A 25,358-nucleotide genomic window follows, 5' to 3' on the forward strand; every position below is an offset into this window, starting at 1 on the left:
CGCATGGCTGCGCTGCCTTCCTGTGTGACTGCGCCGCCACCGCCGGCCGAGGTGATCGTGACCTGATCGTGATCTGGGGGTGGGGAGGTCCCGGTTCTTGGGGGCTGCGGGGGTGTGGGCGGTGATCTTGCTGGTGGGCGCCGAGGGGTGGCGGGCTATGCGACAGGTGTTCGATGCTGCAGGTCAAGGGCGCGACACGCCGGGGTGGGACGCGGGACGCTCAGTGTGATCAGGATCTACGTGAGAGGCGCCCGTTGAGGTTGCGAAGCCCTGGCGCGCGCCCTACGGTTGACCACAACATCTAGTAGTTACATGGATGTCATTAACCACAAGTTGTGTTCTTGTGGCGATTGTTTTTGATCTGCCAGGGGAGGAGGGAACGCGGTGCACTGCCCGTTCTGCCGTAACCCTGACAGCCGAGTGATCGACAGTCGTTCGACGGATGACGGGGCCGCAATTAGGCGGCGGCGGTCATGCCCTGAATGCGGCAAACGATTCACGACGCAGGAGAACGTGCTGCAGATGGTGGCCAAGCGAAGTGGGGTCACCGAGCCGTTCTCGAGAGACAAGATCATCGCCGGGGTGCGCAGGGCCTGTCAGGGGCGCCCGGTGGACGAGGATGCGCTCGCCAAGTTGGGGCAGCGGGTCGAAGAGTCGATCAGGGCGACCGGGGTTGCGGAAATCCCCTCGCATGAGATCGGCCTCGCGATCCTGGGGCCCCTCGGCGAATTGGACGAGGTCGCCTACTTGCGATTCGCCTCGGTCTACCGGGGCTTCGAGTCGCTCGACGACTTCGCCAAAGAGATCGATGCGCTGCGCAGAACGGATTCCTCGGGGGAAGCCGACCGGCCTCACTAGAGGCCGATCCTGCAGACAGTTGAAAACGCCCACAGCCGGGATGAGCGGCTGGCAGGGCGACGTTATTCCTGGATAGGGCCCGGCGGAGGCCCGAGGAGGGGGAGTGTCATGACGGAGACGGTGAGCGGCTCGGCTCGGCGCGGCAAGGGGGGCCGCAAGGGGCTGAAAGTCGACCGCATTTTCACCAAGCCCGGCGTGCATCCGTACGACGAGATCCGCTGGGAACGTCGTGACGTGGTCATGACCAACTGGCGCGACGGCTCGGTCAATTTCGAGCAGCGCGGGGTGGAGTTTCCAGAGTTCTGGTCGTTGAACGCCGCGAACATCGTGACGTCCAAGTACTTCCGTGGCGCGGTGGGCACGCCGCAGCGGGAGTGGAGCCTCAAACAGCTCGTCGACCGCGTCGTGAAGATGTACGTCGACACCGGTCTGCAGAACGGCTACTTCGCCTCCGACCAGGACGCGGAAATCTTCGACCACGAACTGAAGTACGCGCTGGTCCACCAGTTGTTCAGCTTCAACTCCCCGGTGTGGTTCAACGTCGGCACCAAGTCGCCGCAGCAGGTCAGCGCGTGTTTCATCCTCTCCGTTGACGACTCCATGGAGTCGATCCTGGAGTGGTACAAGGAAGAGGGAACGATCTTCAAGGGCGGCTCCGGCTCCGGGGTCAACCTCTCCCGCATCCGTTCCAGCAAGGAACTGTTGTCGTCCGGTGGCACGGCCAGCGGCCCGGTCTCGTTCATGCGCGGGGCGGACGCCTCGGCCGGAACGATCAAGTCGGGTGGCGCCACGCGGCGTGCGGCCAAGATGGTCGTTCTGGACGTCGACCACCCGGACGTGGCCGAGTTCGTCCAGACCAAGGCGCGTGAAGAGGACAAGATCCGCGCGCTGCGGGACGCCGGGTTCGACATGGACCTGGGCGGCAAGGACATAGTGAGTGTCCAGTACCAGAACGCCAACAACTCGGTCCGGGTGTCCGACGAGTTCATGCGCGCGGTGGAGACCGACGACGAATTCGCGCTGCGCGGACGCCTGACCGGCGACGTCGTTGAGAAGATCCAGGCCAAGGAGCTCTTCCGGCTGATGGCCAAGGCGGCGTGGGAGTGCGCCGACCCGGGCATCCAGTACGACGACACGATCAACGACTGGCACACCAACCCCGAGTCGGGCCGTATCACCGCGTCCAACCCGTGCTCGGAGTACATGTCGCTCGACAACTCCTCCTGCAACCTCGCCAGCATCAACCTGCTGAAGTTCCTGAGCGCGGACGGCACGTTCGACGTCGAGAAGTTCGTCAAGCTGACCGAGCTGATCATCACCGCGATGGACGCGTCCATCACGTTCGCCGACTTCCCGACCGAGAAGATCGGCGAGACGACGCGCGACTACCGCCAGCTGGGCATCGGCTACGCCAACCTCGGCGCGCTGCTCATGGCGACCGGCCACGCGTACGACTCCGACGGCGGCCGCTCGCTCGCCGCCACGATCACCTCGTTGATGACGGGCGTCGCCTACCGCCGTTCCGCCGAGCTCGCCGGCGTGGTCGGGCCGTATGAGGGGTACGCGCGCAACGCCGAGGCCCACAAGCGCGTCATGCGCAAGCACGCCGCCGCCAACGACGAGGTCCGTACGCTCGACGAGATGGGCAAGGCCGTCCACGCCGCCGCGACCAAGCAGTGGCAGGAGTGCCTCAAGGCCGGCGAGAAGCACGGCTACCGCAACGCCCAGGCCTCCCTTCTCGCGCCCACCGGCACCATCGGCCTGATGATGGACTGCGACACCACCGGCATCGAGCCGGACCTCGCGCTGATGAAGTTCAAGAAGCTCGTCGGCGGCGGCTCCATGCAGATCGTCAACCACACGGTGCCGCGGGCGCTCGAGATGCTCGGCTACCAGCAGGAGCAGATCGAGGCCATCGTCGAGTACATCGCCGAGAACGGCCACGTCGTGGACGCGCCCGGGCTGCGTCCCGAGCACTACGAGGTGTTCGACTGCGCCATGGGCGAGCGCGCGATCAGCCCGATGGGCCACGTGCGCATGATGGCCGCGGTCCAGCCGTTCCTCTCCGGTGCGATCTCCAAGACCGTCAACATGCCCGAGCAGGCCTCCATCGAGGACATCGAGAAGGTGTACTTCGAGGGCTGGAAGCTCGGCCTCAAGGCTCTGGCGATCTACCGGGACAACTGCAAGGTCGGCCAGCCCCTCTCGGTCGCGGGCAACAAGACCAAGGAGGAGCCCGTCGTCGTCGAGGCCGCAGCCCCGGCACGCCCCGTTCGCAAGCGCCTGCCCAAGCAGCGCCCCGCGACCGTGACGCGCTTCTCGGTCGCCGGCGCCGAGGGCTACATGACCGCCTCGTCCTACCCGGACGACGGTCTCGGCGAGGTGTTCCTCAAGCTCGGCAAGCAGGGTTCCACCCTCGCCGGAGTCATGGACGCGTTCTCCATGGCGATCTCCATCAGCCTCCAGTACGGGGTGCCGCTGGAGACGTGGGTGGAGAAGTTCACCAACATGCGCTTCGAGCCTGCCGGCATGACGGACGACCCGGACATCCGCATGGCGACCTCGGTGATGGACTACATCTTCCGTCGCCTCGCCCTCGACCACCTGCCGTACGACGAGCGCGCCGAGCTCGGCATCTTCACCGCCGACGAACGCGCGATGCAGGCGAACGGCGAAGACCCGGCGTCCCTCCACTCCGACGCCGAACTCGAGCACGAGACCCTGGCCCAGTCCGCCGAGATCACCAGGCCCAAGCCCGCAGCGGCTCCGGCCCACGAGGCGCACTCGTCGATGGAGGTCATCGAGAGCCGCCAAGGCCGCACCGCCGACGCACCGCTCTGCCTCACCTGCGGCACGAAGATGCGCCCGGCCGGCAGCTGCTACGTCTGCGAAGGCTGCGGCTCCACCAGCGGCTGCAGCTGAAACCAGGCAAAGTTGCAGTTGACGCAACAACCGGTCGGTCCACCGAGTGGAAGGCCTACAGCTGAATAGTGACGGCTGCTCTGGCCTGTCGAGTGACGGCAGAGGGCGGCCCCCAGGTGCGACGAACGCCCGGCTTCGTAAGGGCCGGGCGTTCGTTGCGACCAGGAGGTGATGTCCTGCTCGGTGTTGGAATCCGCATGACATCACCTCTCAGGTCGCGAAGCAAATCCCGACCTGAGAGGAGGTGAAGAATCATGGCCAAGAACCCTCGTCAGACCGGCGCAAAAGCGGCGTCGGCTGCTAGCAGGACGCTGAGAAGCCCGAAGGCGAGCAAGGCGGAGAAATCCGCTGCCGCGAGCGCGTTGTCGCAGGCGCCTAAGAGCACCGGTCAGACCAGTGCGAAGGCGGCGTCGGCTGCTAGCAGGACGCTTAGGAGTTCGAAGGCGAGCAAGGCGGAGAAGTCCGCTGCAGCAAGCGCCTTGTCGCAGGCGGCTCAACGTCGCCTCAAGAAGTGAACTGAGGTTGCCCGGGCACGCCCCGGGCAACCGCCCCGGTGAACGGGGCCGTCTTTGAGGCCGTCGGTGCCATGCCTCATCAGTTGCATGGCACCGCTGGCCAGGGAGAGGCGCGCATGAAGTTTCAGTCCTATGACCTGGGGCGTCAGACGAAGGGTGCGGTCGCGGTCGTGTCACTCCGCGGTAGCGCAGCCAACGTGCGACTCATGGATGCCCAGAACTATCGAGCTTTCTCAAAGGGACGTCGCCACAAGTATGCGGGCGGTCTCGCAAAAGGGTCACCAGTCCGACTTGCCATTCCGAACAACGGCCACTGGTATGTGACGGTGGACTTGATCGGTCTCAGCGGCTCAGTTCGCTCAGCGGTAACCGTGGAGCCGCCTCCGCCGCCTCCGCTGCCGCCGCTGCGCGAGACTACTGACGCCGTTTCCCTGAGGAATATTCGACACGAAGCCCCTCCTCGGCTTGAGGAAGTCGATGATCCGCAGGTGTGGGATGTGTTCATCTCCCACGCGAGTGAGGACAAGGCGGCGGTGGCCAGGCCCCTGGCCGAGTATCTCCAGGCCGCCGGCCTGGAGGTTTGGCTCGACGCCTTCGAGATGCGGATAGGCGACAGCTTGCGTCGGAAGATCGATCGAGGCTTGGCACGCAGTCGTTTCGGAGTCATCGTGCTATCGAAGTCGTTCTTCGCGAAGGAGTGGCCGCAGTACGAACTCGACGGGCTGATCAGCCGCCATGTCTCAGGCGAGCAGAGTCTCCTGCCGATCTGGCACAACATCACCAAGGACGAGGTGATGGCTCAAAGCCCTTCTCTGGTCGACAAGATTGCCAGGAGCACCGCTCAGTTCACCATCGAAGAGATCGCACGTGAGATCGCCGAGGTTGTGCGTCCGGGCGCCGTCACCTGAGCAGGAGTTCATGCGCTGACTCGTATGCCGAAGTAGGGAAAGCGATTGCATGCCTCTACTCCAGACGCAACGATGTTGCACCTCTTGCAACGGAGGTGTCTGTGGCTCATGCCGCCGATGTGCCTGGTGCTGCGCATCTGGAACTCGTTGAGGGGGTTGTCCATCTCGACCCGAAGCCTGCGGTGCTGGAGGCGATGCTGGCCGGGTGGGTGCGTCAGCAGCAATCCCGGTTCTTGAACGAGAAGGGCACGATCGCGCCACGGGTTTTGATGGTGCGACGGCTAGTGGGGTTCACCAATGCCTACCCGTGGGAGTGGACGCCGGCTGATGGCGAGGCGTTCATTGCTCATCTACGGTCGCCGAACCGCGACCGCCCGATCGGCATGTCGACCGGACGCACGTATGAAACCACGCTGGCATTGTTCATGCAGTACCTCACCGATCGGCGTTATGGCTGGTCGGAGACCTGCCTGGAGCGATTCGGGCAGGTTCCCCAGCAGGTGTTCCACGAGGACAACCGGGTCGCACATGTCGCCGACTACGAGGGCCGACCGGCACGGCGGCCACTGACCTACGACGAGATCCAGGCCCTGTTCGACGTCGTCGACGGCCGTGTTGAGGAAGTACAGTCCCGCGGTCGCAAAGGAGCGTTGACCGCGATTCGAGACGCAGCCCTGCTCAAGACCATCTACGCGTTCGGGCTTCGACGTGGTGAGGCGCGGATGCTGGACTTGGCCGATCTGCGGCGAGCCCAAAAGGCCCCCCAGTACGGAAGGTATGGCGCGCTGTTCGTCCGCTACGGAAAAGCGTCACGGGGCAGCCCACCCAAACGCCGCACCGTGCTGACGGTCCCGGAAATGGACTGGATCGTCGACGTGCTGGACCACTGGATCACCGAAGTGCGGCCGCTAATGTCGCCGGGCAAGCTGGCCGCGCTGTTCGTTACCGAACGCGCCGCCCGCATGTCGGTGCGAGGGCTGGACCACGCGTTTGCCCAGGCCCGGGACGCCGCCGGGCTTCCGCCCGAACTGGACCTGCATGCGCTGCGGCACAGCTACATCACGCACCTGATCGAATTCGACTACCCCGAACGATTTGTGTCAATGCAGGTCGGACACGCCTATGCGAGTTCGACGGCGATCTACACCGGGGTGTCAGACGAGTACCGCAACCGGCTCGTCCAGCGGTCTATGCGGCAACGTCACCCCGACCTCTGGGAGAGTCCATGATCAAGAAGATGGGGATCAGCTGGAACCTGCGCAAGCTCATGGCGACCCGTGACATGTTCCAGACCACCGACCTGGGGCCGTTGCTGGCCGAACGCGGCATCCACCTGTCCAGAGAACAGGTGTTCCGCCTGGTCACCCAGCCGCCGCAGCGCTTGTCGATGGATACCCTCGCCGCACTCTGCGACATCCTCGACTGCACCCCGAACGACCTGATCGAGGTCGAGGTCGTTAACGCCCAGGTCCGTAAGACTGCCGAGGAGACCACACCACCAGTTCCCAAGGCCCGACGCACCCAGATCCGCCGTCCGGATCTGTCATGAGACCCTCGCGGTCCGATCGTCTCGACCATGTGATGGCTGTTCTCGCGCCGCAACTGCCATTGCTGGACCCCGTTCACTTGCGGGACATGGTGGACCAGGCAGCCCCCAGTAGGGCTCTGGTCGGCTTTCAAAGCCACCTCGATGAGTATCCAGACGTGTTGGCCTCGGGCGACCCGCGAATGCCGCTGTCGTGGTTCCGGTTCTTGACCGAACTGCGCGCCCGGGACGTCGAAGGCGTGACGGTTCCCCTCTGCGCCAACTGCGGCAGTCGCCGCCAGCTTCGCGGAGCGCGACCAGACGGAGCCCGGATCTGTCAGATGTGTTCGCGACAACGATCCGCTCGACGTTGTTGTCGCTGCCAGCAGGTTGCGCCGATAGCTCGCCGAGCCGTCGAGGGCGATCTCTGCCTGCGGTGTTACCAGCATGATCCCGCTCGCCATGAGGACTGTGTGATCTGCGGGAAGCTCCGGCCGGTTGCGACTCGCCGTGACGATGGCGGCCCACTGTGCTCCAACTGCTACGACCGGCCGACGCGCGTGTGTGTTCGCTGCGGGCAGGACCGGCTCGCCAGGGCTAACACACCGGACGGACCAGTCTGTGACCGCTGTTACGTGCGCGAGACGCGTGTGTGTGGCCGCTGCGGACAGTCCGCGCCGATCTCCGTCCGCGCGACCGCCGAGACCCCAGATCTGTGCTACAGCTGTAACCGCTGGCCAATCATGGTCTGTTCCACCTGCGGCCGCGAACGCCCCTGCATCGGAGTGCGGAGCGACCGTCCGATCTGTGCATCCTGCAGGCCCCGGACGCAGGATGAGTGTTCCAGATGCCACCGAACGCGTCCCGTCACCACCCGCTGGCCGATGGGCCCTGTCTGTTCCACCTGCTACCGGCACATCCGCTTCCACCCTGCTGCATGCGCAACATGCGGCGAACGCCGCCCGCTCATCGGCACCGACGCCCAGGGACAGCGTTGCTGCGGTCCATGCTCAGGTGCCGATCTCATCTATGCCTGTGTTTCCTGCGGCGCCTGCGGAGAGCTTTATCTCGACGGTGAGTGCATCCGCTGTGTTGTAAGCCGCGAACTCCACGCTCGATTCGGCGCGGATCCGGCCCTGGCGCCACTGGTCACAGCCTTGAAGACAGCCGAGCACCCGAAGTCGGTGCTGAACTGGCTGCGCAACAAGACCAGCGGCGCCAGCCTGCTGCAACAGCTTCTGACCTCGGGCTATCCGCTCAGCCACGAGCTTCTCGATACCTTCCCGCACAGCCAGGCGGCCACGCACCTGCGGCAGTTGTTGGTCCACGTCGGTGTCTTGCCAGCCCGGGACGAGAACATGGCGCGCACCGAGCAGTGGATGAGGCGCTGCATGGACCAGGCGGGAGAACACCGTGAGATCCTGCAGCCCTACGCGACCTGGGTCGTTCTGCGACGACTCCGGCGACGCGCCCAGGACCGTGGCGTCACCTTCAAAGGTGCTCAGTACGCTCGTTCACGGGTCACGATCGCTCTGGAATTTCTACGGTGGCTCGGTTCCCGAGGGCTTTCGCTCCAGAGCGCGGGGCAAGCAGATCTTGACCTGTGGCTGGCCGAGGGAAACACCAGCCGCCTTGGCCTCCGCGACTTCGTGCGGTGGACCAACCGCTGCCGCCTCGCCACCGGTCTCGACGTCCCCTGGCGGCCAGAAAGCGAGCCCGTCAACTTCTTCGACGAAGATGAGTACCTCGCACTCCTCACACGCTGCGTCAACGATCCCGAACTTCCACTCGACGTCCGGACCGCCGGAGCCCTGACCCTCCTATATGGCGTCACCGTCACCCGCATTGCCCACCTGACCAGCCAAGACATCGAACGCAGACAGGACGGAACCTACATCTCGATCGGCCATCATCCAGTCCTCATGCCGCCTGCTCTGGATCGGCTGGTCACCGCACAGACCCAGGCCACGGCACCATCGATCGTTGGGCAGGCCACCCCCGGACCGGAACCCTGGCTGTTCCCCGGACGGCTCGCCGGAAAGCCGATAAGACCAGAAAGGCTGTCCAAACGGCTCGCTGCCCACGGCATCGACACACGCGCGGCCCGCAACACCGCAGTGCTCACCCTCGCTAGCGACCTCCCGGCACCCATCCTCAGCAAGGTCCTCGGCGTCCACATCAACACCGCCGTCGACTGGGTCCGCTATGCCAGCAGAGACTGGGCCCACTACTTGGCCGCCCGAGCAGACGACCTCAAGCAGGGGAATACCGCAGCCCCCGAATAAGTGCGTTGTCCCAGTCCAGCGAGTCCTCCCAAGGGCACGTGCCCGAAATGAGAGGGGCGCCGACCAAAGTCGGCGCCCCTCTCATTTGAGGACGTTGATCCCTGTCGGATTCAGCGGTCCGTCCGGCTCCGGGGGCGCGCGTTTGGGCGTGAGTTCCCTGTCTGCTGTCGAGGACGAGACCAACGAGGCATCTGTCGCGGCCAGGCAGTGGAGGTGCTCCGGCAGAGCCGCCTGATCATTTCGGCGGGCACACCCGTGAAGGCAAAGCACCCCACCTCAACGGCTTTGTCTTGCCTCCTCAGGCGTGATGCCCGCTGCTAGACCCCCTGTTCGACGGGTATTGGAGCGTGCTGCTCGGCGGATAGATCATCGTCTGTAAGTGCCGAAGCGACCAACCTTTGTTGGGTCTCTCGATTCAACGGCTCCCCGCTCGCGTTCCGCCCCGGCGTGCTCACCGGATCCCCGCCGTGAAGGAAATCTGGCGAGATCGTTAGGACGCCCGGTACAGAGGCTCGGGTTAGTCTGCGATCTTGGCTAGCCTCACGGAAGGGACTCACGTGAGCACGTCCCCTGCAGGTCTGGACGCCGACACCACTGGAATCGCCCATCCCCTCTATGTGGACGCCGACGGAGTCAACCGGCCCCCAGGCCCGGACAAGCATCCGTCCTACGCCGAGTTCGCGGCGTCCGGCTCTGGCGTGGTCCGGGTCATTCGCACGGTGAACGGGCGGCGGATTGAGGCCAAGCTGATCTGCCGATACGCCGACGTGCGTGAGGTGCTGCGCCGCCAGACGACCTTCTCGCGGGCGACCGCCGCGCACGCCGACGACGTCGACGTGTCGGGCACGATGCTCGGCATGGATGGTGAGGAGCACGCGCGGGTGCGCGACATCGTCCGGGAGGCGTTCACCAGGTCGGCCGTCGCCGGACTACGCGGTCCGCTGGAGAAGACGGCCGCGGAGCGCCTGGCCGCCATCACGGCCGACGGCCGGCACGCCGACCTGCTGGCCGATTTTGCGCTGCCTTTCGCGCTCGACACCATCTGCGATCTTCTCGGCCTGCCGGGCGATGACCGGCTACGGTTTCGCGCCTGGGGCGACATGTTCCTCGGCACGGCCGACCTCACCCGGGACGACGCGGCCCAGTCGGAGCTGGAGATGGGCGGCTACCTCTGGGAACAGATCGAACTGCGCCGCGCCCGTCCGGCGGACGATCTACTCACCCGCATCGCCGTGACCGGCGCCGACCTGGCGCCCGACGTTCAGATCAAACTCGCGCTGGCACTGGTCGTGGGCGGTTGGGACACCGCCGCCAGCTCGATCGCCCGCTTCGTCTACGTCCTGCTCACCCGCGAGTACGCCGGCCACCGGACCGCTTGGGCCCATCTGCTCGCGCACCCCACTGAGATCGACACAGCGGTCACCGAGCTAGAGCGGCTCTACTCGACGACCAACGGAGACGACATGCCTCGCCGGGTGACGGCAGACGTGGTGTTGCCGAGCGGCACCCCCTTGCAGGAGGGCGACATCGTCATCCCGTCGCACGACGCCGCCAACCGTGACCCCCGGGTATTCGATGACCCTGCGAAGATGGACTTCGGTCGCGATCCCAACCCGCACATGTCCTACGGGCACGGCGCGCACTACTGCATCGGCGCACCGCTGGGGAGTCTGGAGATCCGCGTCGCCCTCAAGGCGTTGTTGCGGGAGCTCCCCACTCTGCGGCTGGCTGTGCCCCCGGGCGACATTCCCTGGAAGGCGGGGCACAGCATCGCCGGACCCGAATCCCTGCCGGTCGAGTGGTAGCCGTTCTGGCCGGTGTGGCGAGATCCGCAGATGCCGGGTCGACTACCTCTTTTCCGTTCGAGCCAAGGAGCGGCTGAAGTCTCAAACGTCAGAAGGGGGGAGCCGGCCAGTGCCGGTTCTCCCCTTCGTCGTGTTCGGCCGGGGCGGTCGCGGCGCCGGTGTTCTCCTGGAATTCGGTGGACGGTGTTCTCTTGGCCTCCAAGGCCGATATGACGGAGAAGGTCGTGTCGCAGGTGCCGCATTCCGCGTCGCCGAACACGTGCCTGAGGCCCCAGGCGAGTTTTGGCTGCTCGTCTCTTATCGCTGCGTGATGCAGTCCCTGCTCGGCGTCTTGCAAATCGTCTGGGGCGGCCGGGCGCAGCGGGATGGGGTGCACGTCACCGAGATTCCAGTCGCGGATCGACGAGTAGCAGCCGTAGTCTCCGATCACGATGCTGACTTTGTCGGAGCACTGGGGGCAGGAGACGTCACAGCAGAAGTCCAGGAAATCGTCGAGGACGTAGCTCAGTACAGGGAAGCCGTCCAGCGCGAGCTTCGCGCGGAAACAGACCCGGTAGTCGGCTGGCCGTTCCGACAGCCATCCGTCGGCCAAGGCGCTGAGCATGGCCACCGGCTGGTGGAGCTCCTTCATCTTCTTCAGGGGCCGACCTTCGCGGAGACCAGCCCCCACGATCTCCCCTGCAAGCTCGATCGCAGGAAGCCTCACCGCTCGGTTCGTATGCTGTGCGAGGGAGGCCAAGGTCGGCAACGCTGCAATGCCCGCATCGCAGGTATTCCCCTGGTGCCAGAGTTGGATCCACAGCTCGTCCCAGGCGTCCTTGGCGCCGTTCCCCGCTGCCTGGAGAAGCACGGGAACGTCGTGCGCCGGCCCGTACACACCTTGCAAACGCGCCCAGTCGATCACAGGCCGAGTTAAGCACGACCGTGGCGGTCACTCGGGCGATGTCCGCGGGGAATACTGCACACTCCGAATAAGTGCTCTGCCCCAGCAGCACGACGCCGCAGGGGCGTAGGAGATAACACGAGGGCAGGGAGCCGGGCTTCCCGCTCGTTCATGTGGAGGGCCCCGTCCTCACTCGTGCGGATCCCGTCTTCACTGGAGCGTGCGGATATCGAGTTGAGGTTCCAGTAACTGGAAGGTGCACGGTGTCTTTATGAGCACGGACGCGGAGTCGTTCACCATCGGGCAGCTTGCTCGCCGGACCGGGCTGTCGGCCCGGACGATCAGGTTCTGGTCGGACGCGGGCCTGGTGCCTCTTGCACGGTCAGCTGGGGGTTACCGCCTCTACGGTCCCGAGGCGGTGCTTCGGCTTGAGCTCGTCAGGACTCTGCGGGAGCTGGGCCTTGGCCTGGACGTGGTGCAGCAGATCCTTTCGAGCGCGGTCACCGTGACGGACGTCGCCGCCGCGCAGGTTGCCGCACTCGACACGGAGATCCGGACGTTGAGGCTGCGCCGCGCGGTGCTCAGCACCATCGCCAACCGTGGAAGCTCGATCGAGGAGACACTCCTGATGCACAAACTGGCCCGGCTGTCGGCGCAGGAACGGCAGCAGATCATCGACGATTTCGTGGCGGACATCGCGACCGGCATCGATCCGGACTCGCCCGCCATGGGAGTCGCGAACAGCATGCGGCAGATGCCCGTCGAGCTCCCCGACGACCCCGCCCCCGAGCAGGTGGACGCCTGGATCGAGCTGGGCGAGCTGGTCGCGAACGAGGACTTCCGCAACCGAGTACGTGCGATGGCGGTGGCCGGGGCGGGAGCGGACGAACTCGATTATGAGCTCGACTACTACGCGGTCTCAGAACATGCCGGACGGGCGCTGGCAGAGGGTATCGAGCCCGGCTCGGCCCAGGGAAAGGCCATCCTCGACCGACTCGTTGCGCCCGACTTCCCCTCCGGAGAGCGCTCCCGGCTGCTCGAACAGCTTGAGGTCTTCGTCGACGCGCGGGTGGAACGCTACTGGCAGCTATTGGCGATCATCAACGGCCGTCCACCACACCCGGCTGCCGTCCCGAACTTCGAGTGGCTGATCGCCGCCCTCCGCGCCCACACGAACGCATGATCACCTCGATGCGGCCTCGCTTGGGGGAAGCGAGGCCGCATCCGGGTCAGAGCATCCCGTTGGGAACATCCGCGGGGTCGGGTACGGGCTGGACGACGTCCCAATGCTCGACGATCAAGCCGCCCTCGATCCGCCAGAGATCGACAACGGCGATGCCACGTTCGTCTCCGGGCGGCGTCATCAGGTAGTGCACCACCGCGTACTGCTCGTCCACGACGACCCGCTTGAGGTCGAGCCTGGCGTCGGTGATCGGTGACTTGGCGATGAACTCGATGAACGCGTCCCGCCCCGAGGGATTCCCGGGGCTGTGCTCGATGAAGTCCTCCGTGAGGACGGTCCGCAGATACTCGATGTTCCCGTTCGCAAACTCCCGATAAGTGCGTTCGACAAGTTCCCTGTTGCGTGCGGCTTGCGCGGTCTCGTTCATGCCCCAGACCATCGCAACCCCCCGTAACCACTGTCGATTACATGGCATGTAGTGGTGACCGGCGCCGCAGCTTCGGTAGAACGGCTGCATGACGGACGATCGGCCAGTCGGGGAGTTGCTGCGGGATTGGCGGCACCGGCGCAAGCTTAGCCAGCTTGACCTGGCGATTCAGGCGGATGTGTCGCCGAGGCATGTCAGCTTCGTCGAGACCGGTCGCACGATTCCCAGTCGCTCTATGGTGCTGCATCTTGCCGAACACCTTGGCGTTCCACTGCGCGAGCGCAATCGGCTGCTTGTCGCGGCCGGCCACGCGCCTGTCTACCAGCAGCGTCCGCTGGACGACCCGGACCTGGCCAAGGCGCTGGCAGCGGTCGAACGAGTGCTGCGCGGGCATGAGCCATTTCCGGCGGTCGCGCTGGATCGCCGCTGGAACGTGATCCTGGCCAACTCGGCGATCGGCGTGTTCTTCGAGGACGCTGACCCGGAGTTGCTGGAGCCTCCGATCAACATGATGCGCCTTGGCCTGCACCCGAAGGGCTTTGCACCGCGGCTGAGCAACTTGGCCCAGGTGCGCACGTTCCTGATGCCGCGCCTCGCGCGTCAGGTCGCGCAGACCGGCGATCCGGCGTTGAGTGAGTTGCACGAGGAGCTGGTGTCGTATGGGGTTGAGGGGGACCTGCCTCCGCCTGATCCGGCCGATATCGCCTTGCCGATCCGGATCCGGCATCGTGGCGTTGAGCTCAGTCTCTTCAGCACGATCACGACGTTCGGCACGGCCTTTGACATCACCCTTGAAGAGATCGCCGTTGAGGCCTTCTTCCCGGCCGACGATCTCACCGCCGAATTCTTCCGGGCCGAAGCCTCCTAAGAGTCGACGGCCTGGCCGGGGGGTCGAGTGAGCCTTGGCTACCGCGTCAGCGCGTCTCCGTAGTCCGAGCTGCGCAGATGACGCGCCGCCTACGTTCAGGTGGAGGGGAACGTGGCGGCCCAGGGTTCGTTGTCGAGTTGCAGCGAGTTGGCCAGTTGGCCAATGGTGCGATACCAGCCTGCTAGGACGACGAACTCCAGCATTTGGGCTTGGTCGTAGTGCGCGGCTAGTTCGTTCCATGCGTTCTGAGAGAGGTTCGCCGAGTCGTGTAGCTCGTCGACCGCTCGGATCAGGGCGCCTTGCTTGGGTGACCACGGGGTGGGGTCCCCGGTCACGGTGGCGTCGATCTGCTTCTTCGTGAGCCCGACCGCTTCAGCGAAGGTCGCGGCGTGCACACCCCATTCGTACTCACAGCCGCTGCGTACGCAGGCTCGAGCGATGACGATCTCGCGGTCTTCAGCGGGGAGCTTGCCGTGTGCCAGTAGTCCGGCGCCCAGGACACGCATCCGAGAGGCAAGTTCGGGATTGCGGTGCAGGACCCGGAAGAGCTGGAGCGGGTCGTGGGCGACGCCGGGTGGCATCCACTTGCGGAGAGCCTCGCCGATCTCAGGTTCGTACGGGGGAGTGAGTGGTTCGATGCGCGGCATGAGTGACCCTTCGGGTGCTTCTGTTTCCGAATCACTATGTCGCTTCGAAAACAGAAGCGCAAGGGGATGGTCCTTTAGTCCCCTCCGGAGAGGGTTGACGCCCAGCGTTCTGACCAGCCGGCAAGCGGCCGGAGCGCCTCGTACGCCTCCTGGCCGAGGGTGGTCAGCGCGTACTGCCCCTCGGGCGTCTGATCGACGAGCCCCGCAGTGGTGAGTTCGACCAGGCGTTGCCGCAGCACGCTCGACGACATGTTGTCGCATCGCTGCTGCAACGGGCGGAAGCCATGTGCCCCCTCGTGCAGCTCCCACACGATCCGCAGAGTCCACCGCCGACCGAACAGGTCAAGCGCTGCCATCAGCGGCCGGCCGGTGCTGGAGCCCCTTACGGGCCGTCCTGGTGTAGGCGTCGTCATTCGGCCCCCGGTGTTTCGGTTTCCGAAACGCTAGCAGTCAGGTGCCATGTGCGTCCTTCGCCTCCTCGTGCGCAGAAGTCGCGTCCCGTATTGCAAGACGCGGCCGTTGTTGCGTTGAGGTCTGGGCGTTCACCCAGTTCGTCCGCTCCGAGGCTTGCAGCCGATGCAGGGATCAGCAGGTCGGAGAGATCGGTGGGCGGGGGAACGGCGTTCCGGAATGATCAGTGGCGGGACAGGGGCGGGGCGGGTTGGGACGTGGCGGGGATCGTCTGTGCGAGGGTGGCGCGGCGTTCGGGCCTGGCGATCAGATGCCAGGCGGTCACGGCCGCAGCGAGATAGGCGATGCCGATGGCCAGGAACGCGGTGGCGGTGCCGGTGGTCCAGTCAGGGGCCGCGGCGAGAACGGCGCCGATGACGGCGATCCCGACCAGCGTGCCGACCTGGCGGTTGGCGTTGAGGACGGCGCCGGCCGCGTTGCCGTTCTCCGATCCGGCGGCGTCGACCATGGTGGCGGTCATCGCAGGTGAGATGATCCCGCCGGCGATGCCGGTCACGGCCAGGGCCAGGGCCACCTGCCAGTACGGGGTGGCGGGGGAGATCGTGGCCATCGCGAGCGAGGCCATGGCGGCCACGAAGAGGAAGATGATCAGCAGTGGGCCGTTGGCGAAGCGGGCGGAGATGCGCGCGAACGTGATGTTGCTCAGCGGCAGGAAGGCGGTCAACGGAAGGATCTCCAGCCCGGCGCGGAGTGGTGACGCGCCGCGAGCGTGCTGGAAGTACAGGCCGACCAGGAAAAGCACGCCGTAGAACGCCGCGTTGAAGAAGAATCCCACGGCGTTGGCCCCCGCGAAGCGCGGTTCCCGGAACAGTGTCCATGGCATGACGGTCGTACGAGCGTGACGTTCGCGGGCCAGGAGAAGCACGGTCCCGATCACCGTGACGGCGGCTGCCGCCGGCACGGTCGCCGAGGTCCAGCCCCGCTGCGGGCCCTCGATGAGCGCGAAGCTCAACGCGGCGAGCACGACGATCAATGTGGCGTGCCCGGAGATGGCCAGCGGCGTCTCGCGGCTCGCGCCGGTCCGGGAGACGAAGCGCCGTGTCAGCTCCATGCCGATGAGCCCCACGGGCAGATTGATCAGGAAGATGCTCTGCCATCCGAGTGTGCTGACCATGATGCCGCCGACCGTGGGGCCGAGCGCCAAGGACGATGACACGACCGCGGACCAGAGACCGAGGACCTTGGTGCGTTCGCGCGGATCCGGGAACGCATGCACGAGCAAGGCCAGCGAACTCGGCATGAACAGCGCCGCCCCCGCGCCCTGCAGCAGCCGGGCCGCGATCAGCGACTCGATCGTGGGAGCGAGGGCGCTCGCCAGAGAGGCGACCACGAAGATCGCCATGCCCCACATGTAGACCGTTCGGGCGCCAATCCGGCCCGCCAGGCCGCCGGCGAGCATGAGCAAGGCGGCGAACGTCAGCACATAGCCGTCGACGGCCCAGGTGAGCTGGGTCAACGACGCGTCGAGTCGTTCCTGGATGGTCGCGCCCGCGACCTGCATCACCGTCGCGTCCAGCCCAGCCATCACAAACCCAGCCGCCAGCGCGGTGATCTTCATGGCCGAACGTTCCTCGTCTGACGACATGGCCCACCTAACGTTTTCGAAGTAAACGGACGAGTGCAGTCCGCTTCGAACGGTATTTCAAACGGACGTGACCTGTCCACTTAAATCGGACAGATGGCGTCCGCTTATTGCTAGGCTGTACTCATGAGCAGGACAGCGACCGCTGTGGAGCGGCTGCTCCAGGACGGTTCCGGCCGCCGCCCACGTGCGGACGCGCGCCGGAACGTTGAACGCCTGGTCATAGCCGCGCGGGAGGCCGCGTCCGACGGGGGTGAGATCACCGCCCACGAGATCGCGCGGCGTGCCGGCGTGGGCGTCGGTACGTTCTACCGCCGCGTGGGCTCTCTTGAGGTGCTCCTCCAGGCGGTGCTCAGCGAACTGCTCGACGAGATCGTGGCGGCGGCAGACCTAGGTCTCGCGGATCCCGACCCCTGGGCGGCCTTGTGCCGGTTCGCGGGCTCGTACATCCGGCTGCGGAACGAACTCTGCGACGTCAACGAGGCGCTCGGCGGCATCATCGACCACGAGCGCACCGTCCTCCGCGACCGCATCCGCCTCCTGGTCGAACGAGCCCAAGCCGCCGGAGCCATGCGTACGGATGTCACCTGGCAGGATGTGGCGTTCCTGATGGTCTCGACATCGACCGGCGACCGCACCCTGGGCCTGCGCGCAGGTGACCTCCAGTGGGAACGCAACCTCCAGATCGTTTTGGACGGCCTCCGCACCGACGACCCAAACCCCCTCCCGGGCGGCCCGCCCCAACTACCTCCCAGCCAGATCTAGATGTCCCTGGGCAGTACGCCCAGGGCATCTCCGGGCACCTAGGGCATCTCTGGGGCGGGGAGTGTGGCGAGGTGGCAGGAATCTCGGCGGTGGGCTGGCTGTTGACCTTGTACGTGACACACGGTGAGTACAAGGTGCCTGGTGGGAAGCTCGTGGCCGTCGACCTGGAGGTCGAGGATGGCCGCCTGCGGGACGTCAGGGTCAGCGGGGACTTCTTCCTTGAGCCGGACGAGGCTCTGGACAGCATCAATGCGGCCCTGGAGGGGTTGTCTGCGGGGCTGGAAGCCGGAGAGTTCGGTGGCCGCGTGCAGGCTGGTCTGCCTCAGGGCACCGTCATGCTCGGCGTCTCGGCCGAGGCCATCGGCATCGCTGTCCGGCGCGCTCTGGCGCACGCGTCCGACTGGCGTGACCATGATTGGCAGCTCATTCAGACCGAACCGCAGGCTCCAGCTCTTCATATGGCGCTGGACCAGGTGCTTGCCGGGGAGGTCGGTGCCGGTCGCCGGCCACCTACGTTGCGGGTGTGGGAGTGGGCCTCCAATTCCGTGATCATCGGTAGCTTCCAGTCGTTGCGGAACGAGGTGGACGCCGAGCAGGCGGAGCGGCACGGTGTGACGGTCGTCCGCCGGATCAGCGGTGGCGGGGCGATGTTCGTCGAGCCTGGCAACACCATCACCTATTCGCTGTACGCGCCGGAGTCGCTCGTGGCGGGCATGTCCTTTGCGGAGAGCTACGCCTTCCTGGACGACTGGGTGCTGGGTGCGCTCGGTGACCTCGGTATCAAGGCCTGGTACCAGCCGCTGAACGACATCGCGTCCGCCAACGGGAAGATCGCCGGAGCTGCCCAGAAACGGCTGGCGGCGGGCGCGGTGCTCCACCACGTGACCATGGCGTACGACATCGATGCCGACAAGATGACCCAGGTGCTCCGCATCGGCCGCGAGAAGATCTCCGACAAGGGCATCGCCAGCGCCAAGAAGCGGGTCGATCCGCTCCGCAGCCAGACCGGCTTGCCTCGTGAACAGGTCATCGACCGGATGATCGCTCACTTCCGCACTCGATATGGCCTCACCGACGATCGGCTGACCGAAGCCGAGCTCCGGATGGCGGAGAAGCTCGCCATGGAGAAGTTCTCCAGCCCGTCTTGGACCGCTCGCGTTCCCTAACATCCCGACTCCTCCGACCTGCTGCTGTCCTTGAACGCGGGCGAGCTCATCGGGCCCGATGGCATGACGGTCGCTGTGGCAACCGCGACCGCACGAATCCAGACCACTGGCCAGGGCTGATCACGGCGGCGGGCGGTTGGGTAGGGGGAAGCCGGGTTCGTAGTGCGTGGTGGGTGAGTCGGGTGCGTGGGCGGAGTACGCGCTGCGGACCTCCAACGCTGATAACGGCTCCAGGTGGTCCCCGTTCATCTGCCAGCCACGGACGGTCTCGCTGTTGTCGTCCTGGGTGCGGATGGTGACGGCGGCCGACTCTCCTAGGGCGTACGCGGCCGCGAGGATCGTGGTGAAGATGTCCAGCTGCGGGCCGTACGACAAGACCTGGTGTGGCGACTTCTCGAACTCGGTCTGGATCGAGAGCTGCTCCGGGCCTGCGTCCATAACGCAGGCGAGCCGGTGGACTCCAAGGCCTACGCCTCGTACGAGAGCGAGGAGGATCGCGGTTGCGACCGCTATCGCCTCTTGGGCTGGATCGTTGAGCTTGGAGGCGGGTCCGGGTTCGGTGGCGAGGCCGAGGAGTTCGAGGGCGGCGGCTGCGGTGCGTTCGTCGTCGCGTTGACGGCCGAGCGCACGGAGCAGCACGTCGAGCGGCTCTCCTCCGTACAGTTGCGGCGGTAGGAGGCGAAGACTCGCGGAGTATTGCGCGCGGCTCTGGACGTGGTCTGCCGGAAGGCTCTCGAGCGCGCAGAACGTGCGGTAGCCCTCAGGATCGAACGGGCGCACCCAGACGTGGCCGCCGTGGCGTCGCAGAGCACGGAGGAGTAAGCGTGAGCGTTCGCGGTATTTGGCGTAATCGCCGAACTCCGGCATTGGGCACGCCTGGTGCATGGCCTCGAAGTCGTCCTCGTTGCAGAGCAGGGCAACGGTGACCTCGGGACCTGGTTGCCGGACTGCGGACGGAGTCCGGCGGTGGCGAGGACTGCGGTTCTTCCTGTTGGCCATGATCCCTCCTGGATTCGACACTCGCTGGAGTTAAGCAAATCCTTACAGTGACGACCGTAGGTCGCGCGTCTGACATTTCTGAGCGGGTGTCCCCGGAGCCGTGAGGGCGGCGGCTACCGATCAGGCGGGCATGCTCGGTCCGTTTGCCGGACTCGACTGCGTGATCATCGGCATGACCGTCGGTTGCAGGTGGCGGTTACGGGGTTGGGGGGCCTTCTTCGGGGCGTTCGATGGGTTGGGTTTGGGAGGAACGGCGACGGCGGATGCCGCGGCGGCCGGCTACCAGGGTGTCGTCTTCGGTGCCTTCGATGATGGCGGCGGCTGTGCGTGGCTCGTCCGGGGCGGGAGAAGGTGTGCCTTCGGATTCGCCGACCTCTACGAAGTGCTTGAGGGCTTCGGTGACCTCCGCATCCGGATCCGGATCTTGGTTCTCCTTAGGCCACGCGCCGCGCTTGAACACCAGCGCGTCAACGGAGAGGCGGCCGCCGGCTCCGGCGGCGAAGAGAAGGCTCATCAGGCCCAGGACCAGCACGAGTTCGTATCCGTACCCGACCTTGTTGCCCTCCACGAGCATCAGGCCTTGGTCGGCATGGACGAAGACAAACGCACCTGCCATGTCCACGAAGAGAAGGGCGCCCGCGATCGGGAGGCCCACCCCGGCGATCAGGGCGGCGCCGCCCAGGAGCTCGACGAACGCCGCGTATGCGGCGGCGGCCGTGGGGAGGGGCACGCCGAGGTCGTCGAAGCTCTGGCCGGTCGCGGTGATGCCTGCTTCGATCTTCTGCCAGCCGTGGGCGATGAAGACGACTCCGACGGCGATTCGTGCGAGCAGGGCCACGACGTCGTAGAACAGCGATGGACGCATTGACGTCGCTCCTTCCGTATGGGCAGCGCCGCTCGTGAGTATGACCCGTAGCAGGGCAAATCCGCGAGCCTTCCTGGCCAGGGGCAGCGGCATATGCGGCGGGTGTTGTCGCCCGTAGGCGGTTCCTGGTCATAGGTTGGGTGACGTCGGATGAGAAGGGGTGCGTAGATGTCGATGCAGAAGGGCGCCAACACGGCGGTGCCTGTGGCCTCGGTCCGGGTGGAGCTGGGATGGCAGGGTGGTCCTGGCGTGCCTGATGCCGACGCTTCCGCGCTGTTGATCGCTGGCACGGGCAAAGTACGTTCGGACGACGATTTCGTCTTCTACAACCAGCCGGTGCACGGTTCTGGTTCGGTACGGCACGAGGGCAAGCAACGGGGCCCGACCGTACGGGACGTCCTGGGTGTGAACCTGGCGGCGGTCGAGCCGGACATCGAGAAGATCGTGGTCGCGGCCTCGGCGGACGGCGGTACGTTCGGCGAGTTCCAGGGGCTGTATGTGCGGGTGGTGGACGCGGCAGCCGGGACTGAGGTTGCGCGTTTCGACAACCCTGGCGCCACGACTGAGACTGCGTTCGTGCTGGGGGAGCTCTACCGGCGCCAAGGCGCCTGGAAGTTCCGCGCTATTGGCCAGGGGTACGACTCGGGTCTTGCGGGTCTGGCCACTGACTTCGGCATCTCAGTAGACGAACCGAGCCAGAGCGCTCCTCCGCCACAGCAGCCCGTACAGCCACCGCCTCCTCCTGCCCCACCGCAGCAACCAGTACAACCGCCGCCCCCTCCCGCCCCGCCTCAGCCGCAACAGGCTGCGCCGTCGCAGCCTCCGGTGCAAGGCGGGATGATTTCGCTGACAAAGAGCTCCCCGTCGGTGTCGCTCACCAAGCAGGGCGCCACCTCGGGCAACATGCGGGTCAACCTCAACTGGACCGCACGTGAAGGCGTCGCGACCGGGCGGTTCGGCAAGCGGCGCCGCGGCTACGACCTCGACCTGGACCTGTGCTGCCTCTGGGAACTGATGGACGGCCGCAAGGGGATCATTCACGCCGTCGGTGACTTCGGCGCGCTCGACCGCCCGCCGTTCATCCAGCTCGACAAGGACGACCGCACGGGCTCGGTCGAGACCGGCGAGAACCTCACGATCAACCTCGACCACACCGCGCAGTTCAAGCGCATCCTGGTGTTCGCGGAGATCTACGAGGGCGCCGATGACTTCCGCGGCCTGGACGCGATCGCCACGCTCTTCCCGGTGGGCTCCCCACCGATCGAGATGCGCATGGACGACTGCCACGACGCCTCGCGAGACGCCGTCCTCGCCCTCATCGAGAACGTGAACGGTGAGCTCGTGGTCCACCGCCAGGGCCGGTTCGTCCTGCCACCGCCCGGCCGCCCGCGCTGGGGCAAGATGTCGGTCGACCAGGCGTACAACTGGAACCTCGAATGGGTCGCCTCCCGCGGCAAGGACTGACCAGGCTCCGCTGACTCCGAGCCGAGCTCTGCGGATTTCCTCCTCTTCGTTCGGCTCTGAGACACGTTCGTATCAGCGCAGGGCACACTTTGCCGGTGTGCCCTGCGCTGTCGCATCGGCTGAGCTCAGGACTTGTGAGCTCAGGACTTGATGGTTTCGGCGAGCTTCTTGTCTTTGCTTACTCGTACGAGCGCGGCGGCGAAGCGGGCCAGGTCCTTCTCAGGGACTACGTCGGCGAGGCGCTTGGGGTCGCCGGGCAGGCCCAGGCGTTCGGCGCCCTTGAGGGTATGGCTGTCGAAGTAGGGGCGCAGCCACGGCCACATGGCCTGGGCCTCGCGGCAGAAGATGTCGACGCCCGTAGGGCCGATCCCCGGGAACTCCCGCAGCAGCTTGCCCGCGCGTTCTCGGTCGCGCCCTGACTCGATCGCGAGCCGCCGCAGGTCGCCCTGGTACTTGTCCTGAACCATCTCCGCCATATCGCCGAGCCGTGTCGCGGTGCTCTCGTCGTACCGCACGTAGTGTCCCCGTCCCAGCGCGTCGACGCGGTCTTGCCAGCTCAGCCTGTTCATGCCGCGTGGTGTGCCGCCGCCCGCCTCGAACAGCTCTTGGGCAGCCGCCATCGCGATGTCCGAGGAGATGCGGGTGCTCATCAGGTTGGCCAAGACCAGCAACTTGAAGAGAGCGGCAGGCTGGTCCTTCAGCGGGATGCCGGCCTCCTCCGCGTAGGTCTTGCTCGCCTCTCGCATCAGCTTTCGTACGACAGCGTCCATGGCATCGTCCTCCCGTCATCGAGCGGCTTACCCAGGCTGTGGGGAACAACTCCGCCCGAAGTCAAAGACGATGTCAGATCAGGCTGAGCTGTCCTTCCCCCGCGAGCGGATCGCGGTGCTTCTTAAGGTGACGCCATTGCGGGAGGTCGTCCAGGTATGACCACGACATCCGGTGATGTGGCGTTGGTCCGTGTGCCTCCAGCGCCTTCTGGTGAACGGGCGAGGGGTATCCGGCGCACGCACCGAAGCCGTACGCGGGGAACTCCGGATCGAGCTCGGCCATCAGGCGATCGCGATGCACCTTGGCCAGGACGGACGCCGCCGCGACCGTGACCGACCGTTGGTCGGCTTTGACTTCGCAGCGCACGCGCCAGGGCCGCTTCAGGAAGTCGTTGTTGCCGTCGAGGATGACCATGTCGGGCGGCTCCGGAAGGGCCTCCAGCGCGCGCAGGGCGGCGCGGCGGAGGGCCTCTGTCATACCGAGCTCGTCAATCTCCTCGGGCGAGGAGGAGCCGATGGCGTACGTGGCGAGCCAGCCGGGCAACACCTCGGCGAACGCCTCCCGATGCGCCTCGGTGAGAAGCTTGGAGTCGGTGAGCCTGATCTTGCGCTTGCCGCGTCCGGGAAGTTCTGGCGGCGGGCTGAAGTCGGTGACCGCCGCGCACACCACCACGGGCCCCGCCCACGCGCCGCGCCCGACCTCGTCCACGCCCGCGATCCGCAAGGCGCCGCCTTCCCGGAGCTGGTTCTCGATCTCGTACCCCGCCACCCGCGGCAGCGGAGGTGGCACTGAGCCCTCACCTGCCGCTTCAAGGCCGGGCAGCAATTCCCCGTTGGCGGTCAAGAGGGCTCCGGTCGCGGTGTGGGTGTTTGCCGGATGGTCACGAGGTCGCCTGTACGAAGGCGACGATCTCGTGGGCGAGACGTTCTCCGTCGTCCTCCTGGAGGAAGTGCCCCGCTCCTTCGATCGTAGGGTGGCTGACGCCTGCCTGTGGCAACGACGCGGCGCCGGGGACGAGTTGGCTGAAGAGAGGTGCCATGGGGCCGGTGATGGGGTCCTTGTCGCTGAAGGCCACCAGGAACGGCTTCTCCCACTTCCGGAGAACGTCCCAGGCATCGCGGTTGGGCTGGGCCTCAGGGTCGTCGGGCTCGGCGGGAACCAGGCCGGGCATGGCGCGTGGGCCTGCCTTGTACGACTCGTCCGGGAAGGGTGCGTCGTATGCGGCGCGGACGTCGTCCGTGAGCGACGTGCGGCAACCAGACTGGATGCCGCGTGCCACATCGAACTCCGGCGCCGTACGAACGGACTCCCGGAACCGCAGCCACGTCTCCGGCATCGGAAAGTCACCCGTCGGCAAGCCGGTATTGGCCGCGACGATCCGGGCGAAACGTTCAGGATGGGCCACGGCCAGGCGCAGCCCGATCAGGCCGCCCCAGTCCTGCCCGACGAGGGTGACGTCGCGCAGGTCGAGTACGTCGAACGCGAGCGAACGGGTCCATTCGATGTGGCGGGCGTACGAGTGGTCGCTGATCTCGGTGGGTTTGTCGGAACGCCCGAAGCCGACCAAGTCGGGGGCTACTACGTGGAGACCCGCGTCCTCGAGCACAGGCATCATGCGCCGGTAGAGGAACGACCAGCTCGGCTCACCGTGCAAACACAGCACCACAGGCCCGTCCGCCGGGCCCGCTTCGACATACGCCATTCGCAGCGTTCCGCCGTCCTGGTCAGGGACGTCGGCATAGCGCGGCTCGTATGGGAAGCCGGGCAGCGCGCCGAATCGCTCGTCGGGCGTGCGCAAGGTTCGCATGATGCCCATCATGCATGACGCCCATGATCCCAGTGACGCATGCACGTCCATCCACTATCGGCTCGCGCACGTCCATACCAATGTCGGCTCGCGTGCCAGCGATCATCCGGCCTACGCTGCCGACATGGCTGTGTCTTTGTTCGCCGTCACACTCGACTGTCCCGATCCCGGGAAGCTTGCGCGGTTCTACGAAGGTTTTCTCGGTGGGCAGGTACATGTCGCCGACGATGGCCACTTCGCAGTGCTGGTCATCGAGGGCGAAGTGCGGCTCGACTTCCAGCGGGCGGACAATCCGGCGCCGCCAGGGTGGCCCGACCCGACGGCGCCGCTGCGTCATCATCTCGAGTTCGCCATCGACGAGGACCCGGATGAGATGGAACGCAGGCTTCGTGAGCTCGGGGCCACGGTGCCCGCACACCAGCCCGATGACGACCACTTCCGCGTTTACGTCGACCCGGTAGGTCACCTGTTCTGCGTGGCTCCCAGAGCCAACACCCACGTTCGCGAGGACTAGGGCGCGTCTCAAAGTCAGTTGCCCTACTGCGCGACGCCCAGGCACGCACCTCGCGGAGTTGTCGTCAGTCGACGGCCAAACCCGGGCCGACTCCCTCCTCCGCCCCCACGATGCACGCACCTGGACGC

At 66.1% G+C, this 25,358-nt stretch carries 23 protein-coding genes; 13 read left to right on the forward strand and 10 right to left on the reverse strand.

All coding sequences use genetic code 11. From position 1 onward, the window contains the following. The first annotated feature begins 384 nt into the window (after positions 1-384). The 7 genes from nrdR to ACH34W_RS23885 all read left to right on the forward strand — a co-directional run bounded on the left by nrdR (position 385) and on the right by ACH34W_RS23885 (position 10,818). Positions 385-858, forward strand: coding sequence for a transcriptional regulator NrdR (nrdR, locus tag ACH34W_RS23855; RefSeq protein ID WP_395963211.1), 474 nt, complete (start codon positions 385-387; stop codon positions 856-858). A 108-nt stretch (positions 859-966) separates the two neighbouring features. Then, positions 967-3,780 (forward strand): vitamin B12-dependent ribonucleotide reductase, encoded by a 2,814-nt coding sequence (locus ACH34W_RS23860; RefSeq protein WP_395963212.1) that lies wholly within the window; start codon positions 967-969, stop codon positions 3,778-3,780. Between the two features lie 631 nt (positions 3,781-4,411). Further along, on the forward strand, positions 4,412-5,203 hold the full coding sequence (locus ACH34W_RS23865; RefSeq protein WP_395963213.1) for a DUF1883 domain-containing protein: 792 nt from the start codon (positions 4,412-4,414) through the stop codon (positions 5,201-5,203). A gap of 101 nt (positions 5,204-5,304) precedes the next feature. Further along, positions 5,305-6,432: a tyrosine-type recombinase/integrase gene (locus tag ACH34W_RS23870; protein WP_395963214.1), complete on the forward strand. Its 1,128-nt coding sequence runs from the start codon at positions 5,305-5,307 to the stop codon at positions 6,430-6,432. Next, positions 6,429-6,752, forward strand: a complete 324-nt coding sequence (locus ACH34W_RS23875; protein WP_395963216.1) for a helix-turn-helix domain-containing protein — start codon at positions 6,429-6,431, stop codon at positions 6,750-6,752. Before ACH34W_RS23870 ends, ACH34W_RS23875 begins: the two co-directional genes overlap by 4 nt. 1,133 nt (positions 6,753-7,885) lie before the next feature. Continuing rightward, positions 7,886-9,013 carry a hypothetical protein gene (locus tag ACH34W_RS23880; protein WP_395963217.1) on the forward strand — a complete coding sequence of 376 codons (1,128 nt, stop codon included), beginning with the start codon at positions 7,886-7,888 and terminating at the stop codon, positions 9,011-9,013. 557 nt (positions 9,014-9,570) lie between these two features. Beyond that, the gene (locus ACH34W_RS23885; protein WP_395963218.1) at positions 9,571-10,818 is read left to right on the forward strand and encodes a cytochrome P450; all 1,248 of its coding nucleotides are present in this window, start codon (positions 9,571-9,573) and stop codon (positions 10,816-10,818) included. A gap of 88 nt (positions 10,819-10,906) precedes the next feature. On the opposite strand, the gene ACH34W_RS23890 is transcribed toward ACH34W_RS23885, so the two are convergent. Then, complete coding sequence (locus ACH34W_RS23890; protein WP_395963219.1) at positions 10,907-11,722, reverse strand: hypothetical protein; 816 nt, start codon at positions 11,720-11,722, stop codon at positions 10,907-10,909. Between the two features lie 250 nt (positions 11,723-11,972). Between ACH34W_RS23890 and ACH34W_RS23895 the strand changes: the two genes are divergently transcribed. Next, positions 11,973-12,884, forward strand: a complete 912-nt coding sequence (locus tag ACH34W_RS23895) for a MerR family transcriptional regulator (protein WP_395963221.1) — start codon at positions 11,973-11,975, stop codon at positions 12,882-12,884. A 46-nt stretch (positions 12,885-12,930) separates the two neighbouring features. On the opposite strand, the gene ACH34W_RS23900 is transcribed toward ACH34W_RS23895, so the two are convergent. After that, positions 12,931-13,311 carry a nuclear transport factor 2 family protein gene (locus ACH34W_RS23900; RefSeq protein WP_395963222.1) on the reverse strand — a complete coding sequence of 127 codons (381 nt, stop codon included), beginning with the start codon at positions 13,309-13,311 and terminating at the stop codon, positions 12,931-12,933. A gap of 88 nt (positions 13,312-13,399) precedes the next feature. Between ACH34W_RS23900 and ACH34W_RS23905 the strand changes: the two genes are divergently transcribed. Next, positions 13,400-14,179, forward strand: coding sequence for a helix-turn-helix domain-containing protein (locus ACH34W_RS23905; protein WP_395963223.1), 780 nt, complete (start codon positions 13,400-13,402; stop codon positions 14,177-14,179). A 95-nt stretch (positions 14,180-14,274) separates the two neighbouring features. On the opposite strand, the gene ACH34W_RS23910 is transcribed toward ACH34W_RS23905, so the two are convergent. The 3 genes from ACH34W_RS23910 to ACH34W_RS23920 form a co-directional block, all read right to left on the reverse strand. Continuing rightward, positions 14,275-14,826, reverse strand: coding sequence for a carboxymuconolactone decarboxylase family protein (locus ACH34W_RS23910; RefSeq protein ID WP_395963224.1), 552 nt, complete (start codon positions 14,824-14,826; stop codon positions 14,275-14,277). A 74-nt stretch (positions 14,827-14,900) separates the two neighbouring features. Further along, a complete protein-coding gene (locus ACH34W_RS23915; RefSeq protein WP_395963225.1) occupies positions 14,901-15,182 on the reverse strand; it encodes a winged helix-turn-helix transcriptional regulator in 282 nt (93 codons plus the stop codon). 278 nt (positions 15,183-15,460) lie between these two features. Then, entirely contained in the window at positions 15,461-16,882 is a 1,422-nt protein-coding gene (locus tag ACH34W_RS23920) for an MFS transporter (RefSeq protein WP_395963226.1), read from the reverse strand. 123 nt (positions 16,883-17,005) lie between these two features. Between ACH34W_RS23920 and ACH34W_RS23925 the strand changes: the two genes are divergently transcribed. After that, complete coding sequence (locus ACH34W_RS23925; protein WP_395963227.1) at positions 17,006-17,644, forward strand: TetR/AcrR family transcriptional regulator; 639 nt, start codon at positions 17,006-17,008, stop codon at positions 17,642-17,644. 71 nt (positions 17,645-17,715) lie between these two features. Further along, positions 17,716-18,810 (forward strand): lipoyl protein ligase domain-containing protein, encoded by a 1,095-nt coding sequence (locus ACH34W_RS23930; protein ID WP_395963228.1) that lies wholly within the window; start codon positions 17,716-17,718, stop codon positions 18,808-18,810. A 120-nt stretch (positions 18,811-18,930) separates the two neighbouring features. Here ACH34W_RS23930 and ACH34W_RS23935 read toward each other — a convergent pair whose 3' ends face one another. Both ACH34W_RS23935 and ACH34W_RS23940 read right to left on the reverse strand, forming a co-directional pair. Further along, positions 18,931-19,809: a hypothetical protein gene (locus ACH34W_RS23935; protein WP_395963229.1), complete on the reverse strand. Its 879-nt coding sequence runs from the start codon at positions 19,807-19,809 to the stop codon at positions 18,931-18,933. Between the two features lie 196 nt (positions 19,810-20,005). Then, positions 20,006-20,674: a DoxX family protein gene (locus tag ACH34W_RS23940; protein ID WP_395963230.1), complete on the reverse strand. Its 669-nt coding sequence runs from the start codon at positions 20,672-20,674 to the stop codon at positions 20,006-20,008. A gap of 168 nt (positions 20,675-20,842) precedes the next feature. On the opposite strand from ACH34W_RS23940, the gene ACH34W_RS23945 reads away from it, so the two are divergent. Then, the gene (locus ACH34W_RS23945; protein WP_395963231.1) at positions 20,843-22,138 is read left to right on the forward strand and encodes a TerD family protein; all 1,296 of its coding nucleotides are present in this window, start codon (positions 20,843-20,845) and stop codon (positions 22,136-22,138) included. A 140-nt stretch (positions 22,139-22,278) separates the two neighbouring features. Here ACH34W_RS23945 and ACH34W_RS23950 read toward each other — a convergent pair whose 3' ends face one another. From ACH34W_RS23950 to ACH34W_RS23960, 3 genes are all read right to left on the reverse strand, one after another. Continuing rightward, a complete protein-coding gene (locus ACH34W_RS23950; protein ID WP_395963232.1) occupies positions 22,279-22,908 on the reverse strand; it encodes an endonuclease in 630 nt (209 codons plus the stop codon). Positions 22,909-22,981: 73 nt separating this feature from the next. Beyond that, positions 22,982-23,731 carry a ribonuclease HII gene (locus tag ACH34W_RS23955; RefSeq protein ID WP_395963521.1) on the reverse strand — a complete coding sequence of 250 codons (750 nt, stop codon included), beginning with the start codon at positions 23,729-23,731 and terminating at the stop codon, positions 22,982-22,984. Positions 23,732-23,789: 58 nt separating this feature from the next. Next, positions 23,790-24,716, reverse strand: coding sequence for a haloalkane dehalogenase (locus tag ACH34W_RS23960; RefSeq protein WP_395963233.1), 927 nt, complete (start codon positions 24,714-24,716; stop codon positions 23,790-23,792). Between the two features lie 10 nt (positions 24,717-24,726). Here ACH34W_RS23960 and ACH34W_RS23965 point away from each other — a divergent pair, with 10 nt between their 5' ends. Then, on the forward strand, positions 24,727-25,230 hold the full coding sequence (locus tag ACH34W_RS23965) for a VOC family protein (protein ID WP_395963234.1): 504 nt from the start codon (positions 24,727-24,729) through the stop codon (positions 25,228-25,230). Positions 25,231-25,358: the final 128 nt, after the last annotated feature.

The organism is Actinomadura sp. 6N118, from assembly GCF_044326415.1.
Classification (GTDB): Bacteria; Actinomycetota; Actinomycetes; order Streptosporangiales; family Streptosporangiaceae; genus Spirillospora.